13 protein-coding genes are annotated in these 21,841 nt (G+C 60.0%); 10 read left to right on the forward strand and 3 right to left on the reverse strand.

Annotated elements, in window-relative coordinates; genetic code table 11:
* Positions 1–2: 2 nt before the first annotated feature.
* Both G7Y82_RS06065 and G7Y82_RS06070 read right to left on the reverse strand, forming a co-directional pair.
* The gene (locus tag G7Y82_RS06065) at positions 3–482 is read right to left on the reverse strand and encodes a glutathione peroxidase (RefSeq protein WP_168147099.1); all 480 of its coding nucleotides are present in this window, start codon (positions 480–482) and stop codon (positions 3–5) included.
* 1,196 nt (positions 483–1,678) lie between these two features.
* Complete coding sequence (locus G7Y82_RS06070) at positions 1,679–3,421, reverse strand: acyl-CoA dehydrogenase family protein (protein ID WP_168147100.1); 1,743 nt, start codon at positions 3,419–3,421, stop codon at positions 1,679–1,681.
* A gap of 825 nt (positions 3,422–4,246) precedes the next feature.
* Here G7Y82_RS06070 and G7Y82_RS06075 point away from each other — a divergent pair.
* Positions 4,247–5,578, forward strand: coding sequence for a UDP-glucose dehydrogenase family protein (locus G7Y82_RS06075; protein ID WP_168147101.1), 1,332 nt, complete (start codon positions 4,247–4,249; stop codon positions 5,576–5,578).
* A gap of 776 nt (positions 5,579–6,354) precedes the next feature.
* On the opposite strand, the gene G7Y82_RS06080 is transcribed toward G7Y82_RS06075, so the two are convergent.
* Complete coding sequence (locus tag G7Y82_RS06080) at positions 6,355–6,726, reverse strand: endonuclease domain-containing protein (RefSeq protein WP_168147102.1); 372 nt, start codon at positions 6,724–6,726, stop codon at positions 6,355–6,357.
* Between the two features lie 177 nt (positions 6,727–6,903).
* Between G7Y82_RS06080 and yajC the strand changes: the two genes are divergently transcribed.
* From yajC to G7Y82_RS06125, 9 genes are all read left to right on the forward strand, one after another.
* A complete protein-coding gene (yajC, locus tag G7Y82_RS06085; RefSeq protein WP_366515621.1) occupies positions 6,904–7,251 on the forward strand; it encodes a preprotein translocase subunit YajC in 348 nt (115 codons plus the stop codon).
* Positions 7,252–7,296: 45 nt separating this feature from the next.
* Positions 7,297–9,150 carry a protein translocase subunit SecD gene (secD, locus tag G7Y82_RS06090; protein WP_168147104.1) on the forward strand — a complete coding sequence of 618 codons (1,854 nt, stop codon included), beginning with the start codon at positions 7,297–7,299 and terminating at the stop codon, positions 9,148–9,150.
* A gap of 916 nt (positions 9,151–10,066) precedes the next feature.
* Positions 10,067–10,996: a protein translocase subunit SecF gene (gene secF, locus G7Y82_RS06095; protein ID WP_168147105.1), complete on the forward strand. Its 930-nt coding sequence runs from the start codon at positions 10,067–10,069 to the stop codon at positions 10,994–10,996.
* 801 nt (positions 10,997–11,797) lie between these two features.
* A complete protein-coding gene (locus G7Y82_RS06100) occupies positions 11,798–12,571 on the forward strand; it encodes a sugar transferase (protein WP_168147106.1) in 774 nt (257 codons plus the stop codon).
* Positions 12,572–12,670: 99 nt separating this feature from the next.
* Positions 12,671–13,777 carry a polysaccharide biosynthesis/export family protein gene (locus tag G7Y82_RS06105; protein ID WP_168147107.1) on the forward strand — a complete coding sequence of 369 codons (1,107 nt, stop codon included), beginning with the start codon at positions 12,671–12,673 and terminating at the stop codon, positions 13,775–13,777.
* Positions 13,778–13,789: 12 nt separating this feature from the next.
* A complete protein-coding gene (locus tag G7Y82_RS06110) occupies positions 13,790–16,042 on the forward strand; it encodes a polysaccharide biosynthesis tyrosine autokinase (RefSeq protein WP_168147108.1) in 2,253 nt (750 codons plus the stop codon).
* A gap of 99 nt (positions 16,043–16,141) precedes the next feature.
* A complete protein-coding gene (locus G7Y82_RS06115) occupies positions 16,142–17,644 on the forward strand; it encodes a lipopolysaccharide biosynthesis protein (protein WP_168147109.1) in 1,503 nt (500 codons plus the stop codon).
* A gap of 438 nt (positions 17,645–18,082) precedes the next feature.
* Positions 18,083–20,344 carry a polysaccharide biosynthesis tyrosine autokinase gene (locus G7Y82_RS06120; RefSeq protein ID WP_168147110.1) on the forward strand — a complete coding sequence of 754 codons (2,262 nt, stop codon included), beginning with the start codon at positions 18,083–18,085 and terminating at the stop codon, positions 20,342–20,344.
* Positions 20,345–20,447: 103 nt separating this feature from the next.
* Entirely contained in the window at positions 20,448–21,812 is a 1,365-nt protein-coding gene (locus G7Y82_RS06125) for an O-antigen ligase family protein (RefSeq protein WP_168147111.1), read from the forward strand.
* The last annotated feature ends 29 nt before the right edge of the window (positions 21,813–21,841 follow it).

Raw genomic sequence — 21,841 nt, forward strand, 5'->3', positions numbered from 1 at the left:
CGCTACAGCAGCGCGGCGATGTCCTTGTCGATCTTTTCCGGCGTATCCATCGAGCCGTAGCGCTTGACGACCTTGCCGTCCTTGCCGATCAGGAACTTGGTGAAGTTCCACTTGATGCCTTCGGTGCCGAGCATGCCGGGCGCCGAGGACTTGAGGAACTGGTAGAGCGGGTGGGCGTTGGCGCCGTTGACGTCGATCTTCGCGAACATCGGAAAGTCGACGTCATAGGTCAGTGAGCAGAAATTCTTGATCTCGTTTTCATCGCCCGGCTCCTGGTGACCGAACTGGTCGCAGGGAAAGCCGAGTACCGCGAAATTCTGGTCTTTGTACTTGCGCCACAAGGCTTCCAGGCCCTTGTACTGCGGCGTGAAGCCGCACTTGCTGGCGACGTTGACGATCAGCAGCACCTGGCCCTGATAGGTGTCGAGCTTCTGCGCGGCGCCGTCGATGGTCTTGGCTTCGAACTCGTAGACCGTGCCCATGTCTGTCTCCCCCGGAAAATAGGGTGTTGAGCCTAGCAGGTCGTATGGGCATCGGGGAGCTCGTGGCGCGGCAGACCACGGGATGGCCGCCAAAAATGGCTTTGGCCCGCGCTCCTCGATATTGGGTGATTCGGACACTGACAGCGGCGCTGGCATAACCGATTCACCCAAACCGTTCATGCCAAGCGCGGCGCGCAGTGCGGGATATAAAGGCGCACGCGGCTTTCTAAGCGCGTTCAACTGGGCGGCAGATGCAGAGACCCTTCGATACACCAAGCCTGCGGCTTGGCACTCAGGGCGAACGGCGGGGCGGGTGTTGAGGTTTCCCCAAACCGTTATGCCGAGTGCGGCGCGCAGCGCGGGGTATCAAGGCACGCGCGGCTTTTTGAGCGCGTTCAACTGGGGGGCAGGTGCAGAGACCCTTCGATACACCAAGCCTGCGGCTTGGCACTCAGGGCGAACGGCGGGGCGGGTGTGTTGAGGTTCCCCCAAACCGCTCATGCCAAGTTCCGCGCGTAGCGCGGTGTGTCGAGGCGCGCGCGGCTTTCTGAGCGCGTTCAACTGGGCGGCAGATGCAGAGACCCTTCGATACACCAAGCCTGCGGCTTGGCACTCAGGGCGAACGGCGGGGCGGGTGTTGAGGTTTCCCCAAACCGCTCATGCCAAGTTCCGCGCGTAGCGCGGTGTGTCGAGGCGCGCGCGGCTTTCTAAGCGCGTTCAACTGGGGGGCAGGTGCAGAAACCCTTCGATACACCAAGCCTGCGGCTTGGCACTCAGGGCGAACGGCGGGGCGGGCGTGTTGAGGTTTCCCCAAACCGTTCATGCTGAGTGCGGCGCACAGCACGGTGTGTCGAGGCGCACGCGGCTCTCGGAGCGCGTTCAAATGGGCGGCAGATGCAGAAACCCTTCGATACACCAAGCCTGCGGCTTGGCACTTGGGGCGAACGGCGGGGCGGGCGTGTTGAGGTTCCCCCAATCGTTCATGCCGAGTGCCGCGCGTAGCGCGGTGTATCGAGGCACGCTCCGAGCCCTTGATGCGCAGAGCGGAGACGATGCGCCGTCAAACAGCGACGTGTCCCGATACGGCCCAGCGGGCCTACTCGACATGAACGGATATCCGAGGTGCCGTCCTTGACCGGCTCTCCGAAACTGCAGCAACGGCGCCAGCCGCGACCGCGAACCGCCGAAGGTGACGTTTACAGCCCGGCGACGTCCATCGCCATCAAATCCGTTGCGCTGGCGCGCACATTGGCGAGTAGGGCCGGCACCTGCGTCAGCATGCGTGTAGCGAAGAACTGCCCGGTGGCGCGCTTGGCAGCGGCGAAACCGGCGTCGCCGCCGGCCTCGGCGGCACGCACCATGCGCAGCCAGTTCCAGCCCAGATAGGTCAGCGAGAACGCGCGCAGGAAATCCACGCAGCCGAACGCCGCGTCGTCCGGCGAGACCTTGTACGACTCCTGCACCCAGCGCGTCGTCGACTCGAGCTCGGCCAAGGCCTTCGCCAGCGGCTCGGCAATGACGTCCGGCGCTGCGTCCAGATCGGCGCGCACAGCTTCGAAGAAGCGCTTCGGCAGGCGGCCGCCGTGCAGCATCAGCTTGCGTCGCACCAGGTCCATCGCCTGGATGCCGTTGGTGCCTTCGTAGAGGCAGAGGATCTTCGAGTCGCGGACGATCTGCTCGATGCCGTGCTCGCGGATGAAGCCATGGCCGCCGTAGACCTGCACGGCCATCGACGCCAGTTCGACGGCCGAATCGGTGCAGAACGCCTTGACTAGCGGTGTGTTCAGTTCGACCCAGTCCTGCGCGATCTCGCGCGCTTCGGCGTCGGCCGCCTGATGCGAGGCGTCGACGTGCATGGCGGTCTCATAGCAGAGCACGCGCGCGCCTTCGGTGACGGCCTTCATCTGCAGCAGCATGCGGCGCACGTCCGGGTGGTGGGCGATGACGTCGCCACCGTTGAACGCCTTGCCCTGCTTGCGTTCGAGCGCGTAGCGGATGGCGTTCTGCGTGGCGAGTTCGCACTGGCCCAGGCCCTGGTAGCCGACCATGATGCGCGCCAGATTCATCATCACGAACATGTTCTGAATGCCGGTGTTCGGCGCGCCGATCATCCAGCCCTTGGCGTTCTCGAACGACATCGTGCAGGTGCACGAGCCGTGGATACCCATCTTGTGTTCGATCGAGACGCACTTGACCGGATTGCGCTCGCCGACCGAGCCGTCGGCGTTGACGAGGTACTTCGGCACGACGAAGGTCGACAGGCCCTTGATGCCCGGCGGCGAGTCCGGCAGGCGGGCGAGGACGAAGTGGACGATGTTGTCGACCATCTCGTGTTCGCCGGAGGTGATGAAGATCTTGCTGCCTTCGAGCAGGAAGGAGCCGTCATCCTGCGGGTGCGCCTTGGTCTTGACCGCGGCGAGATCGGAGCCGGCCTGCGGCTCGGTCATGCACATGGTGCCCGACCATTCGCCGGTCGCCAGCTTCGGCAGGTAGGTCTGCTTCTGCTCGTCGGAGCCGTTGGCGGCGATCGCCTCGAAGCAGCCCTGCGTCAGGCCCGGATACAGCGCGAACGCCACGTTCGCCGAGCACAGCAGCTCTTCGATGACCTTGCCCAGCGTGTAGGGCAGGCCGGCGCCGCCGTAGTCCTGCTTCTGCATGATGCCGACCCAGCCGGCCTCGGCGTAGGCCTTCCAGAATTCGGCGAAGCCGTCCGGCACCTTGACCGTGTTGTCGCCGTTGTAGACGCAGCCCTGCGCGTCGGACTTCGGGTTCAGCGGTGCCAGCTCGTTCTCGATCAGCTTGGCCGCCTCGTCGATCAGCCCGGTCAGGGTGTCGGCGGTGGCGTCCTCATAGCCCGGCAGCTGCGCCAGCCGGCCGGCATCGAGAACCTGATTCAGTACGAAATTGATTTCCTTGAGGGGCGCCTGATAGCTCGCCATGGTGGAGTCCGGATCGTTCGAGAATTTGAGGGCGCCAAGGCTAGCATGCGCCAAGCGCACGGCGGTTGGCCGAAACGCCCACCGGAACTGCCGTTTTTTGCGAGTGCACAGCGGAGCCGGGCGGATCGTTCGTCGAGTCGATCCTCTCCTTTCCCGCGCCGGCGCGCGCCAATCCAACTCCCCTCTGCCCGCTCGCAGGGGGAGGGGCTGGGGGAGGTGGGCGCCGGAAGGTGTCGCTGTGCCTTCCAGCCACATCCGGACCGTCACGTACCCCACCTCACCCAACCCTCTCCGCCCCGCTGGCGGAGAGGGCTTTTCGGGTAGTGCGCACTCAGCGTTGAATTGGTAGCTTCCGCCTCGGTACGCACCAACCCAACTCCCCTCCGCCCGCGTGCGGGGGGAGGGGCCGGGGGAGGTGGGTGCCGGAAGGTGTCGTTGTGCCTTCCAGTCACATCCGGACCGTCACGTACCCCACCTCACCCAAACCCTCTCCGCCCCGCTGGCGGAGAGGGCTCTTCGGGTAGTGCGCGCCGGGCGTTCAATCGGTAGCTTTCGCTTCATACGCACAATCCAACTCCCCTCCGCCCGCTTGCGGGGAGGGGGCGAGAGAGGTAGGCGCCGTTAGGCACGAGCCATACGTCATTGTCGCCTTCACCGTTCCTTGTATATCTACAGGCATGGCGGCGACGGAACGTATCCGGTGCGGCACGGGTTTCGCTTGTGTGCGGCGATTCCCATTGCGGATCGAATTCATCGGCTACACTCCGGTGCGCCGCAGGCAGGGCGCTGCGGACCTCCATACGCTCAGACAATTTTTCGGGTTCTATGAAAGTCACCGTTTTCGGTTCGGGTTACGTCGGCCTCGTTACGGCCGCTTGTCTTGCGGATGTCGGCAATCACGTCGTCTGCGTAGACGTGGACGCCAAGAAAATCGAGACACTGAAGGCAGGTCACTGCCCGTTCTACGAGCCGGGCGTTGACGACCTTCTGGTGCGCAACGCAAAAGCGGGACGTTTGGATTTCACCACCAGCGCCGCAGACGGCGTTGCCCATGGCGAGATCATCTTCATCGCGGTTGGCACCCCGCCGCAGGAGGACGGTTCGGCCGACCTGCAGTACGTGCTGGCGGTGGCGCGCACGATTGGCCAATACATGACCGATTACCGCGTGGTCTGCACCAAGTCGACGGTGCCGGTCGGCACCTCGGCCAAGGTGCGCGAGGCGCTCGGCTCCACGCTCGCCGGCCGTGGCGTCGATGTGCCGTACGACGTGGTCTCCAACCCCGAATTCCTCAAGGAAGGCGCGGCGGTGGAGGACTTCATGCGCCCGGACCGCATCATCGTCGGCACCGACAGTCCGCGTCCGCTCGAGCTGATGCGCGCGCTGTACGCGCCGTTCAATCGCAATCACGACCGCGTCATGGCGATGGACGTGCAGTCGGCGGAACTGACCAAGTACGCCGCCAACGCCATGCTGGCGACGCGCATCAGCTTCATGAACGAGCTGGCGCTGCTGGCCGAGAAGGTCGGTGCGGACATCGAGAGCGTGCGCCGTGGCATCGGTTCCGACCCGCGCATCGGCTTCCAGTTTCTGTACGCCGGCTGTGGTTACGGCGGCTCGTGTTTTCCCAAGGACGTCAAGGCCCTGGTGCGCACCGGTCACGAATACGGTCAGACGCTGCAGGTGCTGACGGCCGTCGAGGCTGCAAACGACCATCAGAAACATGTTCTTTTCGACCGGATCCAGGCCTATCTGGGCGACCTTTCCGGCAAGACCATTGCGTTGTGGGGATTGGCCTTCAAGCCGAATACCGACGACATGCGCGAAGCGCCGAGCCGCGTACTGATGGAGGCCATCTGGGCCGCCGGCGGCAAGGTGCGCGCGCATGACCCGGTGGCGATGGAAACCACGCGCGCGATCTACGGCGAGCGCGACGATCTGGCGCTGGTCCCATCGCCGGAAGTGGCCTGCGAGGGCGCCGACGTGCTGGCGATCGTGACCGAGTGGGCGGTGTTCCGCAGCCCGGACTTCGCCGCCATCAAGAAGTTGCTGCGCACGCCGGCAATCTTCGACGGCCGCAACCTCTATGCGCCGAAGGCGGTGGCGGACGCGGGCTTTTATTACGAATCGATCGGGCGCAAGACCGTCGGCGGCTGACGTTTTCGGCCGCATCTCGCGCGTCGCGCACCCCACCTCACCCAACCCTCTCCGCCCCGCTGGCGGAGAGGGCTCTTCGACGGCATCCCGGAATCGAAGTTGCTGGCTCTCGTTTCGGCCCTCGCGGGTCAAACTCCCCTCCGCCCGCTTGTGGGGGGAGGGGCCAGGGGAGGTGGGTGCCGGAAAGCGTGACCGATGCTTTCGGCTGCGTCCGGAACGTCATGCACCCCACCTCACCCAAACCCTCTCCGCCCCGCTGGCGGAGAGGGCTTTTCGACGGCATCCCGGAATCGAAGTTGCTGGCTCTCGTTTCGGCCCTCGCGGGTCAAACTCCCCTCCGCCCGCGTGCGGGGGGAGGGGCTGGGGGAGGTGGGCGCCGGAAAGCGTGACGGATGCTTCCGGCTGCATCCGGAACGTCACACCCCCATGTCACCCAACCCTCACCGCCCCGCTGGCGGAGAGGGCTCTTCGACAGCATCCCGGAATCGAAGTTGCCGGCTCTCGTTTCGGCCCTCGCGGGTCAAACTCCCCTCCGCCCGCTTGCGGGGGGAGGGGCCAGGGGAGGTGGGCGCCGGAAAGCGTGACCGATGCTTCCGGCTGCATCCGGAACGTCACACCCCCATGTCACCCAACCCTCACCACCGCCGCTGGCGGAAAGGGCCTTTCGACGGTGTCCCGGAATCGAAGTTGCCGGCTTTCGTCTCGGCCCTCACGGGTCAAACTCCCTCCGCCCGCGTGCGGGGGGAGGGGCTGGGGGAGGTGGGCGCCGGAAAGCGTTAGCCGTCCGTGTCGTTGTCACTGCCCGTGCAATCCGCGCCGAGTGCCCGCCCGATTTCCTCCATGACGCTGTCGAGTTCCCGCAATACCTGATCGTTCCAGAAGCGAATGACGCGATAGCCGCGCGCAGCCAATGCGGCACTGCGTGCCTCGTCTTCACTCCGAAGCCAGCCGTGTTGCCCACCGTCGACCTCGATGATCAGCTTGCGCGCCGGGATCGCGAAGTCCGCGATATGTGCCCCAATCGGATGCTGGCGCCTCACTTTCCACGGCAACCGGGCTCCGCGCAGCGCATGCCACAGCCGCCTTTCCGCGTCGGTCATCTCGCGCCGCATTACGCGTGCACGCTCCGTCTGCTTGCTGATCCCCATGGCTACATCTTGCCGATATGGGAACTGCGTGACGGTGCCGCCTGTCAGAAACGCCGGGGACGCATGTCGGTCGTTGTCAGCCGCCGCCGATTGCCGGGGCATTTCCTCAGCCGGCGGCGGGCGCGCGGAACATGCGGCATAATCGCGCGCTCCGTTAGCCGCGTATTGGAGTTCTACGTGTTGGATTTCCTGATCAGCCCCGCCTTCGCGCAGGCTGCGAGCACCGCTGCAAGCCCGACGTCGCCGCAGAGCCTTCTGGGCGCATTCTGGCCGTTGCTGGTGATGATCCCGCTGTTCTACTTCCTGCTGATCCGTCCGCAGAGCAAGCGCAATCGCGAGCATCGCGAGATGCTGGCCAAGATTGCCAAGGGCGACGAAGTCGTGACCACCGGCGGCATGGCCGGCAAGGTTGTCGGTCTGGGCGAGAACTACATGACCATCGAGATTGCCGACAACGTGCAGGTCAAGGTGCAGCGTTCGGCCGTCACCGGTGTGCTGCCGAAGGGCACGCTCAAAGCGCAGTAAAGCTGGCCGGCTCTGGCCTCCCGCGGAACGGGACCCGAAAAGACGATGAAACCCTATTCGACCTGGAAATATGCGCTGCTGATCGTGGCGCTGCTGTTTGGCCTCGTGTACGCGGCGCCGAACCTATACGGCGACGACCCGTCGGTGCAGATCTCACTGGAAAACGGTGACCCGCTGCCGAGCGACCTTGGCGACAAGGTGGCGGCGGCGCTCAAATCTGCCGATCTGACGCCGAAGTCGAGCGAGGTCGAAGGCGGCCAGTGGGTGGTTCGCATGCCGTCTTCGGATACGCAGCTCAAGGCTGCGGACGAGCTGAAGCAGGCGCTGGGATCGAGCTACGTCGTGGCGCTCAACCTCGCGTCGAAGACGCCGACTTGGCTGCGTGACATCGGCGCCAAGCCAATGAACCTCGGCCTGGATCTGCGTGGTGGTGTGCACTTCTTGCTGGAAGTCGACATCGACGATGTGCGCAAGAAGGCTGTCGACCGCATTCTGCAGGACGTGCCGGCGCTGCTGCGCAAGGACGACATCCGCTATACGGGTCGTCGCGAGACGGACACCGCCGGCATTCTGACGTTCGCCGACAGCGAGCGCCTGGACGCTGCGCGCAATGCCATCAGCAAGGAATTCACCGAGTACAAGCTGACGACGCCGCCGGACAATCCGCTGGAGCTGCAGATCCAGCTGTCGGATGCGGAAGCCAAGCGCATCGTCGACTTCGCCGTGCAGCAGAACCTGACGACGTTGCGTAATCGCGTCAATCAGCTTGGTGTTGCCGAGCCGTTGGTGCAGCGCCAGGGGCAGAATCGCATCGTCGTGCAGCTGCCCGGCGTGCAGGACACCACGCGCGTCAAGGACCTGCTTGGCGCGACCGCAACGCTGGAATACCGCGCGGTCGCGGACGGCGACGCACAGACGGCCGCCGCGACCGGCGCCGTGCCGGCGGGCACGGAGCTGTTTTATATGCGTGATACGCACCAGCCGGTGCTGCTCAAGCGCGAAGTCATCGCCGGCGGCGACAATCTGGTCGATGCCGCCTCGACGGTCGACCAGGATGGCAGCCCGGCGGTCAGCGTCACGCTCGATGCCGGCGCCGCCAAGCGCATGTTCGAGTTCACGCAGAAGAACGTCGGTAAGCCGATGGCGGTGCTGTTCAAGGAGCGGCAGGTCGTCACCAACTACAACGCCAAGGGCGAGGCGATCCGCGAGCATCGCGAGGTCGAGGAAGTCATCAGCGTTGCGACCATTCGCGGCGTGTTCGGCAAGCGCTTCCAGACCACCGGCCTGACCAGCCAGGAAGCGCACAAGCTGGCGCTGCTGCTCAAGGCCGGCGCGCTGGCCGCACCGGTCGACATCGTCGAGGAACGTACGGTGGGCCCGAGCCTGGGCGCCGACAACATCCGTCAGGGCTTCACCGCCGCGGCACTGGGCCTGGCGTTGGTCGCCGTGTTCATGGTGCTGTACTACCGTGTTTTCGGCCTGTTCGCCGTCAGCGCGTTGCTGCTGAACCTGCTGCTGCTGGTTGCCGTGCTGTCGGTGATCCAGGCGACGCTGACGATGCCGGGCATCGCCGGCGTGGTCCTGCACATGGGCATCGCGGTCGACGCCAACGTGCTGATTTACGAACGTATTCGCGAAGAATTGCGTAACGGCGCCAAGCCGCACAGCGCCATTGAAGCGGGCTACGAGCGAGCGTTTCTGACCATCGCCGACGCCAACGTCACAGTGCTGATCGGCACGGTGGTGCTGTTCGCGCTCGGCGCCGGCCCTGTCAAGGGCTTCGCCGTAACCCTGGCGATCGGCATCATCACCTCGCAGTTCACCGCGATCGTCGGTTCGCGCGCGCTGGCGCAGCTGTGCTTCGCCAAGCGCCCGTTGAAGAACGTGCCGATCTGGTGAGCCTGATGCTGTCCGCTGCGCACCGCACCTTGCCCAACCATCTCCGCCTCGCCGGCGCGGAGGGCCACGGCACTGCGGGTTTTGCGCTGAGCCAACTCCCCTCCGCCCGCGTGCGGGGGGAGGGGCTGGGGGAGGTGGGCGCCGGAAAGCGTCGCCCTTCCTTCCAGCCGTATCCGGAGCGTCACGCACCCCACCTCACCCAACCCTCTCCGCCCCGCCGGCGGAGAGGGCTTTGCGCGGGCGCTGCTCCGCTGTGCCCTGATGGCGAAGCGGGCCTTGCAGCGTTACTCCCCTCCGCCCGTGTGCGGGGGAGGGGTTGGGGGAGGTGGGTGCCGGAAAGCGGCGCCGAGTCCCGGGTCATTCGGCTTCAGCACGCCCCAAACCGTTCACGCCAAGTGCCGTGCAACGCGCGGTATATCGAGGCACGCCCGAACCCCGCAGCTTCAGAGACCCCTCGATACACGGGGCTTTCAGCCCCGCACTCGGGGAGAACGGCAGGGCTGGCTTGGCTTGCGGTTTCCACCACCCCGTTCATGCCGAGTACCACCGCAGGCGGTGTATCGAGGCACGCTCGGAGCCCGCAGCTTCAGAGGCCCCTCGATACACGGGGCTTTCAGTCCCGCACTCGGGGAGAACGGCTGGGCCGGTTTGGCTTGCGGTTTCCACCATCCCGTTCATGCGGAGTGCCGCCGCAGTCGGTGTCTCGAGGCATGCCCGAACCCCGCAGTTTCAGGGACCCCTCGATACACGGGGCTTTCAGCCCCGCACTCGGGGAGAACGGCTGGGCCGTTTTGGCTTGCGGTTTCCACCACCCCGTTCATGCCGAGTGCCGCCGCAGGCGGTGTATCGAGGCACGCACACACCACACGCGCTGCCATGACGCAGCACAATCGAATCTGACTGGCTGAATCCGCCGATGAAATTCTTCGCCCGTGTTCCCAAGATCAACTTCATGGCCCAGCGCAAGGTGGGCCTGACGGCGTCGACCATCCTGACCATTGCGGCGATCGTCCTGGTCGCGGTTCGCGGCCTCAACTTCGGCATCGACTTCACCGGCGGCGTGCTCGTCGAAGTCGGTTTCCCGAAGACAGTCGAACTCGACACGGTGCGCAAGGATCTCGGCGACGCGGGTTACGACAAGGCAGTCGTGCAATATTTTGGTGCGTCGTCGGTCGTGCTGATCCGCCTGCCTCCTGCAGGCAAGGAAACCACCGCGCAAGTCAGCACGCAAATCATTGACGCCCTGCATGCGTCGAACGACAACATCACGCTGCGCCGCATCGACTTCGTCGGCCCTGAAATCGGCGACGAACTGTTCAGCAAAGGCGGCTTGGCGCTGCTGTTCGCGTTCATGGGCATCGCCGCCTACATCATGTTCCGCTTCCAGTGGAAGTTCTCGATCGGCGCGATCGCCGCGCTGGTGCATGACGCCCTGATGGTGCTGGGCTTCCTGTCGGTCTTTCAGGTCGAATTCGACGTCACGACCCTGGCGGCCATCCTGGCGCTGATCGGTTATTCCAACAACGAAACCATCGTCATCTTCGACCGCATCCGCGAAAACCTCATCGGCGAGCGCCGCGCCGACGTGCTGGACGTGGTCAACCTCTCAGTCAACCAGACCCTGCTGCGCTCCGTCATCACCCACATGACGACCCTGCTGGTGCTGACCGCGCTGCTCACGCTCGGCGGCTCTACCGTGCACAGCTTCTCTGTTGCACTGATTGTGGGCGTCATCGTCGCCACCTACTCGTCGATCTACGTCTCGACCAACATCGCCGTCGCCTTGGGCATTTCTCGTGAAGACATGCTGCCGCCCAAGGAAAAGGAAATCGACGAGCTGCCGTAGCCCAAAGTCTCGCCCTCTCGTGTTGAGGCCGCCAGCGGGGCTGCTGGCCGGCGGCCTTTATTGCTGGCCTCAATGAGGGCGTGCGTGCTGGTGCTGAGTGCAAGCGCTGCGCGGTCTTTTTAGCGGCAGCCTCTAGCGGAACTCATCCTTATCTGCGCTTTCCAGCCTGCGAATTGTCCTTCGATGTGACAGCCGCCTCACTTAGAGGCAATCGCCGCCCTACTTAGAGGAAAATGGACTACCGATACATAGGTATTGGCTGATTGACTTTTGGACCAATATTTGCTCACAAATTGAAAATGCCGGAGATTGCGATGAGGTACTACGACGATGAAGCTGGCTCATGGCGGATCAAGCGCCGCTATGTCTTCGCGATCTGGGCGAGTTTGGCCGGCCTCTGCGCCGGCTTTTCTCTAGGCCTCTTGCTGCTCCGTTAAGTCGTCAATGCCCGACAGCGACCGATTGACGGTGCAACCGCACCTAATTTGGGGGGTGGGGCAGCGCGCCCTTGCTCGGCAAGATGCTCTGTAGGGGTAATTGCTAAGGATGGCGAAGCAAATATTCAGCTGCGAGTCGGTATCTGTCCTCAAAGCTGGGCGTTTGAGCAGTTCGTCACATTTAAATGTAACGATCTGTGGCACGCTTCATGCTGCTTTGCACCATGACGGAACCGGTATAAAGTGCGCGCTCATTAACGGTGCGCTGCGTGCTGGTTGAACCAAAAGTGAGCAGTATGCCCAGCAAACAATTCATCAAGGCTGCAGCTTCGTTCCATCGGACGCTGCGAGAGGGAAGGGGGTTATGAAAGGCGGCCCGGCGGTTGATCGGTTTTCAGTGCGCGCGGCAGCGGAGCCGCGCAGCTTCCAGCCCACCGCGGCGGCTGCTTCAGTGCAGGTCATGCCGTCGCGCTCGGAAGGCCATGCCAATGTCATTCCTATTGGAGCAGCAGGCCGGACTCTGCCGCTTCCGGAGCCCCGTTTTTACGAGCGTGCAGGCAAGCGCGTCTTCGATATCGCCTTTTCGTTGACGTTCCTTACGCTAGTGGGCAGTTGGCTATATCCGCTCGTTGGGTTAGCGATCCGACTTGATAGTGCTGGCCCCGTGTTCTTTCGCCAGCGTCGCGTCGGCCTGGAAGGCAAGACTTTCGTCTGTTGGAAGTTCCGGACAATGGAGCACCGGCCGGATGCCGGCTTCGTACAGGCGTCCAAAGGGGACAGCCGCATCACGCGCGTCGGCAATCTACTGCGCCGCACCAACTTGGACGAAGTCCCGCAATTCATCAACGTGTTGCTCGGCAACATGTCTGTCATCGGGCCTCGTCCGCACGTGGCTGAGCTTGACGCCATGTTTCGCGACCTGATTCCCGCATATGACCAGCGCACGGCAGTGAAGCCTGGGGTTTCGGGCTTGGCGCAGGTTTCGGGCTGCCGGGGTGAAACCCGCCGGGTTCGAGAAATGAACCACCGTATCCGCTTCGATCTTTTCTACTGCCGAAACGTCAGTTTCTGGCTTGACTTGAAGCTGATTGTGCTGACGGTTATGCGTGCGCTGCAGGGCGATAAGAAAGCGTACTAACTGCTTCGGCTGACACTCCCCACTGACTATGTACAATGCGCCACGGGGAGCGTGGCCGTATTGCTGCGCCTGGCAATCGCGAATATCCAGAGGTCTTAAATGCGTTTAATGAAGGTCGCGCTGCATGGCGGGTTTGCGGCAATGGCGGTGCTCTTGAGTGGCTGTATCCTGGTTCCTGGCCTGAATGTCAGTGTGGGCGATAGCCAGCCGGACGTGGCGGTGCCGTACCGGGTGATTCCCGTAACGCCGGAAACCATACTCGAGCAGGCCACTCAGCAGGCAACTCGCCGCCCCGAATACGCGGACTTGACGCCGGCTAATGTCACCGCGCCGCCGCCGAAATATGTCATCGGGCCGGGTGATGTGCTGCAGATCATTGTGTGGGACCATCCAGAGCTCACAAATCCGATCGGCGCAGTCACGCGTGATCCTGTGTCGGCCGGCCAGCTCGTGTCTGCCGACGGCATGATGTTCTACCCTTATGCAGGGATTATCCAAGCCGCTGGAAAAACGGCGGAGCAGGTCCGTGCCGAACTGACGGATAAGCTCAAAACGTATATCGCGAACCCTCAAGTTGACGTGCGCGTCGTGGCGTTTCGCGCAGACCGGATTCAGGTGACTGGCGAGGTCAAGAACCCTGGGACGGTGACCATCGATGACACGGTCAAGGGGTTGCTGGAAGCGATTGACGAGCGCGGGGGATTGGCTGAAACGGCCAGCCGGCGGACTGCCATCCTGATTCGCGACGGTCAGACCTATCACATTGATCTCGCGGCGCTGCTTTCCGGCTCCCATGTCGCCATCAACCCGCTTTTGGAGGCAGGCGACATCGTCCAGGTTCCGGACAGTTACAACGATCAGGTATTTGTATTGGGACAAGTCGACAAGCGCGGAGCACTGCCTTTGGGGCAGCAGCAGATGACGCTGACGGAAGCGCTGACCAAGTCGGGTGGCTTGGCGCAGACCACCGCGAACGACTCCGGTGTGTTGGTGTTCCGCCGCCCCGTGAAAGTGGGTGACCCCGCTCAGATCTACACCCTCGATCTGTCTTCACCGCAGGGATTCCTGCTGGCGGGCGAGTTTGACCTGCAGTCGCGCGATGTCGTGTATGTGAAGGCGACGAAATTTGCCCAATACAATCTGGTCATTAACCAGATGCTTCCGACAATCTCAACGGTCTATCAAATCGATAGGCTGACTGATTGAGCGAAGCGTCGGATGAATACAGATTATCGTCTGTCGGCCATTCGTACGCGCTCCAGCAGTGATGACGATACGGATGAAATCGATCTGACCGAGCTGTTGTCGTTGCTATGGTCGGGCAAGCATATTTTGGCAGTGGCCATAGCGGCGGCATGCTTGGCCGGGGTGCTGTATCTCATCGGCGCTGCGCCCGTATTCGAGGCAGACGGCCTCGTGCAGATAGAGCAGGACGGCGGAAATGCCGGAATTGCGCCGGCGATGGGCGCGTTTGGCTCCATGCTGGGCGCACCTATGGAGACCGAAGCAGAAATTCAGATTCTGCAGAGTCGCATGGTGCTGACCAAGGTAATCGAGCAGCTTAAGTTGCAGATTGATGTACAGCCCCATTACTTCCCTTTTTTCGGCGCCTTTGTGGCAAGACAAAGGACCGACGGTGATGAACTCGAGGCCCCACTTTTCGGACTTGACAGCTTTGCTTGGGGCGGCGAGCGGGCCGTTGTGACGCAGTTTGATGTTCCAGCGGACATGAAGGGGGCGTCATTTACGCTGCGCGCGTTGGGGAACGATGAGTTCCAGCTGATCGGGCCAGATGGAGAAAAAGTCCTGCTCGGTAAAGTCGGCGCAGCGGTTCAGGGCCGTTTGAACGGCGAGCTGATTACATTATTCGTTCAGGAGCTGCGGGCAAATCCTGGCGCCAGGTTTGATCTGATTCATTGGCGACTCCAGGACGTCCTGAAGCGTTTGCTGAACAACATTGAAATCAGCGAGCAAGGAAAGCAGTCTGGAATGATTGGCTTAGATGTTGAAGGCCCGAGTCCACACTACGTATCGTCCATCGTTCAACACATAGAAGATGTTTATGTGCGCCAGAACGTTGAGCAGCATTCGGCAGAGGCGCAACAGTCTCTCGACTTCCTGAAGAAGCAATTACCTGAGGTGAAAGGCCGAGTGGATGCCGCCCAGGCCAAATTGAATGCCTATCAGATGAAGAAGGGCTCGGTAAATGTAACGAAAGAAACCGAGCTGGTCCTGCAGCAGTCCGTGGACCTGGAGACCAAGCGTTTAGAGCTTATCGGCCAGCGGGAAGAGGCACTAAATCGCTTTACCCCAGAGCATCCGGCGGTTCAGGCATTGGATGCTCAAATTAAGAGTATTGAGAAAGAGCAGGCCAATATAAAAAGGCGAACAGAAGGGTTGCCGTCGACGCAGCAAGAAGTTCTGAGCTTGATGCGCGATCTGAACGTCAATACGCAGCTGTACACGGCGCTCTTGAACTCTACGCAGGAGCTACAGGTCACCAAGGCCGGCACCGTCGGCAGTGCTCGCATCATCGATTATCCACTGCCCCCCGACCAGCCGGCCAAGCCCAAGCCGGCTTTGGTCATGGCGATCTGCGCGTTTCTCGGGGCATTTCTTGGCTGCGGCTATTTGCTCGTCCGGATGGCGGTGTCGACAGGCGTCAGTCAGCCGAGTGAGGTTGAGGAAGCGTTGGGGTTGGTGACATATGCGGCCATCCCCTATACCGACGTCCAGCGACGCATGGGCATCGGCAGGCGTCGGACAAAGGGAACCGGCGGAATTCTCGCGGCGCTGGAGCCCGAGAATGTGGCGATTGAAGCTCTTCGAAGCCTGCGGACCTCGCTGCAGTTCGCCCTTTTGGAAGCTCAGAATAACGTGCTGATGTTCACCGGGCCGACACCGGGACTGGGCAAGTCATTCGTGTCGATCAATCTCGGCGCAATATTGGCTATGAGTGGCAAGCGGGTGGTGGTCATCGACGGTGATTTACGACGAGGCTATCTCCACCAGTACATCGGGCAAGAGGCCGTGCCCGGACTCAGCGACTATATTGCGAGCGACGCCTCGTGGGACAGCTTAGCCCGATCGACGACGGTAGATGGACTAACGATTATTACGAATGGGACCACGCCCCCGAACCCATCGGAATTGCTGCTTCATGAGCGCTTTTCAGAATTGATAGAGCGAGCATCGAATCAGTTCGACATCGTGATCATCGACTCCCCGCCCGTGTTACCAGTCACCGACGCGAGCGTGATCGGGCGTTTGGCAGGATCGACGTTGCTCGTGCTGAAAGAGGGCGAGCATCCGATGCGCGTGGTGGAAGAGTCCACTCGTCGATTGGTCCAGGCGGGCGTCAAAATCCGTGGTGTGGTGTTCAACCAAGTTGGAGCGCGATCCGGCAAGGCCGGCTATTACGGCGCCGCCGGTGATGCGTATCATTCTCAATATCGGTCTGTCGCCCGCTGATAAAGACCGGTTTAGGCGCTCAAAAATTGCCAAAAAGAGCGCTTTGTAAAAGCGCCCCGCTCCCTGAAAAGAGCTTGCAGACTCTCGCCTAACGAATTGATGAACTCAGCCGATCAAGTTGCCGATATCAAGCGCAAATCCGTGCGCGGCGGCATGGTTACCCTGTCCGGGCAGGCGATCTCGCTATTGGCGAATGTGGCATCCACGCTGATCTTGTCGCGGCTATTGTCGCCGACGGACTTCGGCGTTATTTCCATGGTGCTCGCATTTACAGCATTTGCAAATCTTTTTCGCGATCTAGGGATTTCCGCTGCATCCATCCAGAGAGCGGGTCTGACCCACGGTCAGATGACGAACCTCTTCTGGTTGAACGTGATGGCGGGGTTGGTATTGAGCTTGATTGTCGTGGCAGCTTCACCACTTGTCGCCTGGTTCTATGGACGCCCGGAACTGCGCGCGGTGACTGCAGTCCTGTCGTTGACATTTCTTGCCAGCAGCATCGGAGCGCAGCACTCGGCGCTTCTTCAAAGGGAGATGCGTTTCTCGAGCAAGGTGACTGCAGATGTGCTCGGGGTTGTTACAACGCTCATTGTTTCCTGTGTATTGGCACTAGCGGGCTTTGGCTATTGGGCGTTGGCCATTGGCACGATTGCAGGTGCGATGGTGACATCCGCAATATACGTCGTGACATCGGGGTTTCGACCAGGCTTGCCGCGCCGGGATGCTGAAATTCGCTCCATCGTTGGTTTCGGAGCACATGTAACGGGCTTTGAAATTGTTAATTACTTTCATCGTAATTTCGACAACATCCTGATCGGGCGTGTATGGGGTGCCGATGCGCTCGGTTTGTACAGCCGGGCCTATCAGTTGCTGATGCTGCCGATCGCCAATCTTCGGACCCCGATCAATGCAGTTGCTTATCCGGCGCTAAGCCGCCTGCGCGCTGACGCGGTGTCTTATCGGAGATTTTTCGTCAAGATCGCGTCGTTGCTTGCATTTCTGTCGATGCCACTAACGACCTATATGGCCGTCAACTCCGATATCGTCATCCGTCTTGCGCTTGGAGAGCAATGGATGGGGGCCGCTCCGATCTTCCAGGCATTGGCCCTGAGCGCATTTATACAGCCGGTCGCCAGCTTACGTGGCCTCGTACTGCTCAGCAGCGGATACTCAAGACGATATTTCTACTGGGGCATCGTCAATGCCGCGTGCGTCGTGGTGGGGTTTGCAATCGGCGTGAGGTGGGGAGCAATCGGTGTCGCATATGCATACGCCATTGTGAATTACACATTGCTGTACTTCTCCCTTGCCCTTCTGTTCAGGGGAACGCCGGTCCGTGTGAGTGACTTCTTCCGTTCAGTTGCAATGCCGGCCTGTACCAGTCTGGCCGCTGGTGCCATCAGCTACGGCAGTGTCGCGCTGCTTTCCGATACGACGGCCACGGCGCTTAAGGTCTTGGTTTCCGCATTGGCATTTACGGCTTCGTTCTTTGCAATCTATGCTGGGATTCCAGAAGGTAGACGGGAGCTTCGCTCCTTCCGTTCGATCATCGCGGACGCCAGACGTAAAAATGATTCAAATCCTTCTGAGGCCCCGAACTAGCTATTGGGCAATGCGATCCCGGTGGCGCGCCAAGCATTGCGCGTCATCTGGTGATGAGGGTGGGACTGCGCGGCATGCGAATAGCGAATTCGCTCGCAGGCGTTCAATGAGCGGGAGCGCCAGACGTGGGCGGAGGCTGGAGTGGCCCGGCAGCGAAATTGCGTCAATGCCGAGAAGAGATTCGCGATGCTCCGCGAATCGTAGGTTGGCCTCGCGAGCGCGATGATGGCCAGTGAGCTGGTATTGGTATGTCGCAGGACTGTGCAGGCTTTGAGGCGGTATGTGCGGCCTCTCCCTCCGGCACTATTGTTTGCACAACCAGGGCGTATGGCGGTAGCTGTGAAATTAAGGCTTCAAAATTTTGGAAGTGACATGAACTTTACGCGCAGTGCCGATACCCTCTGCGTTTCCTCAAATGTTCCCGCGGTGTAACCGTCCATGACCCTAGAGCGTTCTTCAGCAGCTGCTTATACGGACCCTGTCGCTTCCGTTAGAGATGAAGATGAGGTTGATTTAGCGCAGCTTCTGGCCTCCGTATGGGCGGGGCGATACATCCTGGCGGCTTTTGTCGCCGCGTTCGCTGTACTTGGAGCGCTGTACTACATTGCCGCGGCTCCCGTCTACGAGACTATCGGCCTGGTACAGGTTGAGCAGGACTCACAGAGTCCGACCGCGGACGCAGCTGCCTTGGGCACCCTGAGCGCGATGCTCGGAGCGCCAACCGAAACAGAATCGGAAATTCAGATTCTGCAGAGCCAGATGGTGCTGGGAGCGGTCATCAAGGCGCTGAACTTGGAAATCGACGCCCAGCCGAAATACTTGCCATTGTTCGGTCAGTTCGTGGCAAGAAAGCACGCCAATGCGCAGGCACCGGTTGCGCCGCTATTGGGCCTAAAAAGCTACGCCTGGGGCGGGGAATCGATCACTGTCACGAAGTTTGACGTGCCGGCGACACTGCTCGATGCGAAATTCACGCTCACGGCGATCGGTGCGGACAGGTTCGTGCTGCGCGACGCTAACGACAACATTGTGATCAAGGATGGTCGAGTCGGTGTGGAGGCTCAGGCACCAACTGCGGACGGCCCGCTGAAGATCTTTGTGCAGGATTTAAGGGCGCGCCCGGACACCTGCTTTGTCGTCGTCAAATGGGCGATGGAGGACGTGCTTCGAAATCTACGGAATCAGCTGCAGATCGTTGAACAGGGGAAGCAGTCCGGCATCATTGGCTTGACTGCGGATGGCCCCTCTCCGTCTTACGTGGCTGCCGTCGTCCAGCAGATTGAAGACGCTTATGTACGGCAGAACGTGCAGCGCCGCTCTGCCGAAGCGCAGCAATCACTCAACTTCCTGAAGCAGCAGCTGCCGGAAATCAAGGAGCGAGTAGACGCAGCGCAAGCCAAATTGAATGCCTACCAAGTGCAGCGAGGATCGGTCAACGTCACGAAGGAAACCGATCTTATCCTGCAGCAGGCCGTGGATCTGGAAACTCAACGACTGCAGCTGGTTGCACAGAAAGAACAGGCCTTGCAGCGATTTACGGCGCAGCACCCCGTAGTTCAGGCGCTCGATGCCCAGATCAAGAACCTGGATGCAGAAGAAGCGGACATCAAGAAACGCTCACAGGCACTGCCGTCGACACAGCAGGAAGTGCTGAGCCTGATGCGGGATTTGGAGGTTAACGAACAGCTTTATACGACACTACTGAACTCCAGTCAGCAGCTTCAAGTGGCGAAGGCGGGTACCGTCGGCAATGTGCGCATCATTGATGAGCCGTTGACACCCCGCAAGCCGGTAAAGCCAAAGTTTACGCTGGTCGTGGCATTAAGCATCGTCTTGGGGCTGATACTGGGTACGGCGTGGCTATTCCTGAGACGAGCACTGTTTCGCGGCGTTGATCGCCCGGATGAGATCGAGCGCGCTCTTGGGCTTTCGACCTATGCTGCCGTGCCGTACTCGGCTGGCCAGAAGCGCTTGGCTCGAGCTGCGCGCGCCAAAGCTCCAGGAAGCCATATTCTGGCTGCGCTAGAACCAGATAATGTGGCTGTCGAGGCGCTGCGCAGTCTGCGGACATCTCTGCAATTTGCACTGCTGGAAGCAGGGAATAATTTGATTGCACTGTCTGGCCCAACACCCGGTCTCGGCAAGTCATTTGTGTCCATCAATTTGGCTTGCGTGCTGGCGCAAGGCGGGAAAAGGGTCGTGGTAATTGACGGTGACTTGCGACGTGGTCATCTGCATAAATACGTTGGTGCTGCCGCCGCACCAGGGCTGAGTGACTACATTGCCGGAGACGTTGAGCTGCCTGCTGTACTCAAGCCAACACAGGTGAAGGGCCTGACCTTGCTGGCAAATGGGACAACTCCCCCGAATCCCGCCGAATTGCTGATGCATGATCGCTTCACAGCGTTGCTGCAGCAGCTTTCACATGAATACGACCTCGTTATTATCGATACGCCGCCCATCCTGCCCGTGGCTGATGCCAGCATTATTGGTCGATCAGCCGGCTGTGTTTTCCTAATATTAAAGGAGGGAGAGCATCCGATGCGGAGTATTGATGAATCATTGCGGAGGTTCCGTCAGGCGGGAGTCCAAATCCGAGGAGTCATATTTAATCAAGTTGGTGCCGCTGGCGGCGGTTATAGCTACTACAATACGTATAGTTATTCATATAAAAGCAGGTATAAGTCCGAAGTTAGGTAGTAACGAAGAATAAAATTTCGGCCGGCTGAAATCGCCAGTCATTGCGTAGCACCATCGACCGGTCAATATGTCCGCTGATACTTGAAATAAAAAGAAATTTAAAATGCAAAGCGCACGACAGGTGGGCATAAGGACTACGCTAATTTTACTGATCGTAGCGCTCATTGGATTTCAGCAGTTTCCAGTAATAAGAATTGGTGGGTCGTTCAAGGTCTACGAGCTACTTGCAATCGCGCTTTTTTTGTTGGCCTTTTACGACGGATCGATTTTTAGGCAAAAGGAGCTTTATTCTTTAATTTTCTTCGTTGCCGCCCCAATGATATCGTTCTCTTTTTTTTGGATCGGCTGGCGACATAACATCCATGGCTATTACGATATTTACGGAAATAGGGGCGACTTCCGATACAGCTACGAGGCCGCTACCGCTGTGCCCTTGCTTTATTTCGCGTTGTGTTGGATTTCTTTTACGGAAATATCAAAGTCATTGTGGTTATATGAAAATAAAAAGCGTGTAATAAAGTCGATCGTTTGGATGGGGCACATCGTTGGTTGGTATGCGATATGTGCATCAGTCCTTAACGGAATCTTTCATGTTCCGACGCCTGTCCAGATCCTACCGTCTTGGCTTCAGAATGTCGGAAAAATGACATATGGACTAAGAGCGTCTGGTTTTAGTCAAGAGCCGAGCTTTTACGTACTCTACCAAGGCTGGGTCCTGCTTTTTACCTATCACTTTCGAAGATATTTCGGAAAAGCCTTGGGCCGTTACCTCATTGCATTCTCGACGATATGTCTGCTTATAACGTTTTCTAGCGCCTTGGTAGGGTTTTTTATTGCAGCCTTAATTTCATCTCAATGGGGAAAGGGGATGATCTCTCGAGCAAGAAGCTTGTTCGTTCTAGTTCTTGCGGCGGCTATATGTTTAATGGTTGTAATATATTTTGGACTCGGGGATGTGGTTCAGTATGCGTTCGTTAATAAAATTGGAAATTTTTTCGCAGTCCCCGATACAACCTTGGATTCCGGTGAGTTTCGGGCGTACACAGCAGCTTTAGGGTTAGAGATATTTAAAGACTACCCTATATCCGGTGTTGGCCCGGGCGCCAGCATATTCTTTATGCACGCATACGAGTACAAGATTCCAATCAGAGTCTTCGGCGAAACTCTTGGGCCTGGGTCTTTTCCTCAGAATTCCTATGTTTCTGTGATGTCAGACTTAGGGGCGGTTGGTTTTATTTCAATGATGCTTCTTTTCTTATACATATTCAGGATTATTTTAAAGGCAAAGCGGATTGATCCTGACATATCTCCCTTCTTTACGGGAACCTTATTTACTATGGCGGCGTTGCTATCAGTTGCGCCTGCATATTCTATGTTTATATGGGTCTTTCCTGCTCTGGGGGTGTGCTTCGCACGGAGGCGGATTCAAATCGAGCGCTCCCTTCAACTTTTGCGCAACAGCAAGTAGCAATGCGTTAATCAATGATTTGGAGCGGA

Source organism: Solimonas marina, assembly GCF_012241385.1.
In the GTDB taxonomy this organism is placed as follows: Bacteria; Pseudomonadota; Gammaproteobacteria; order Nevskiales; family Nevskiaceae; genus Solimonas; species Solimonas marina.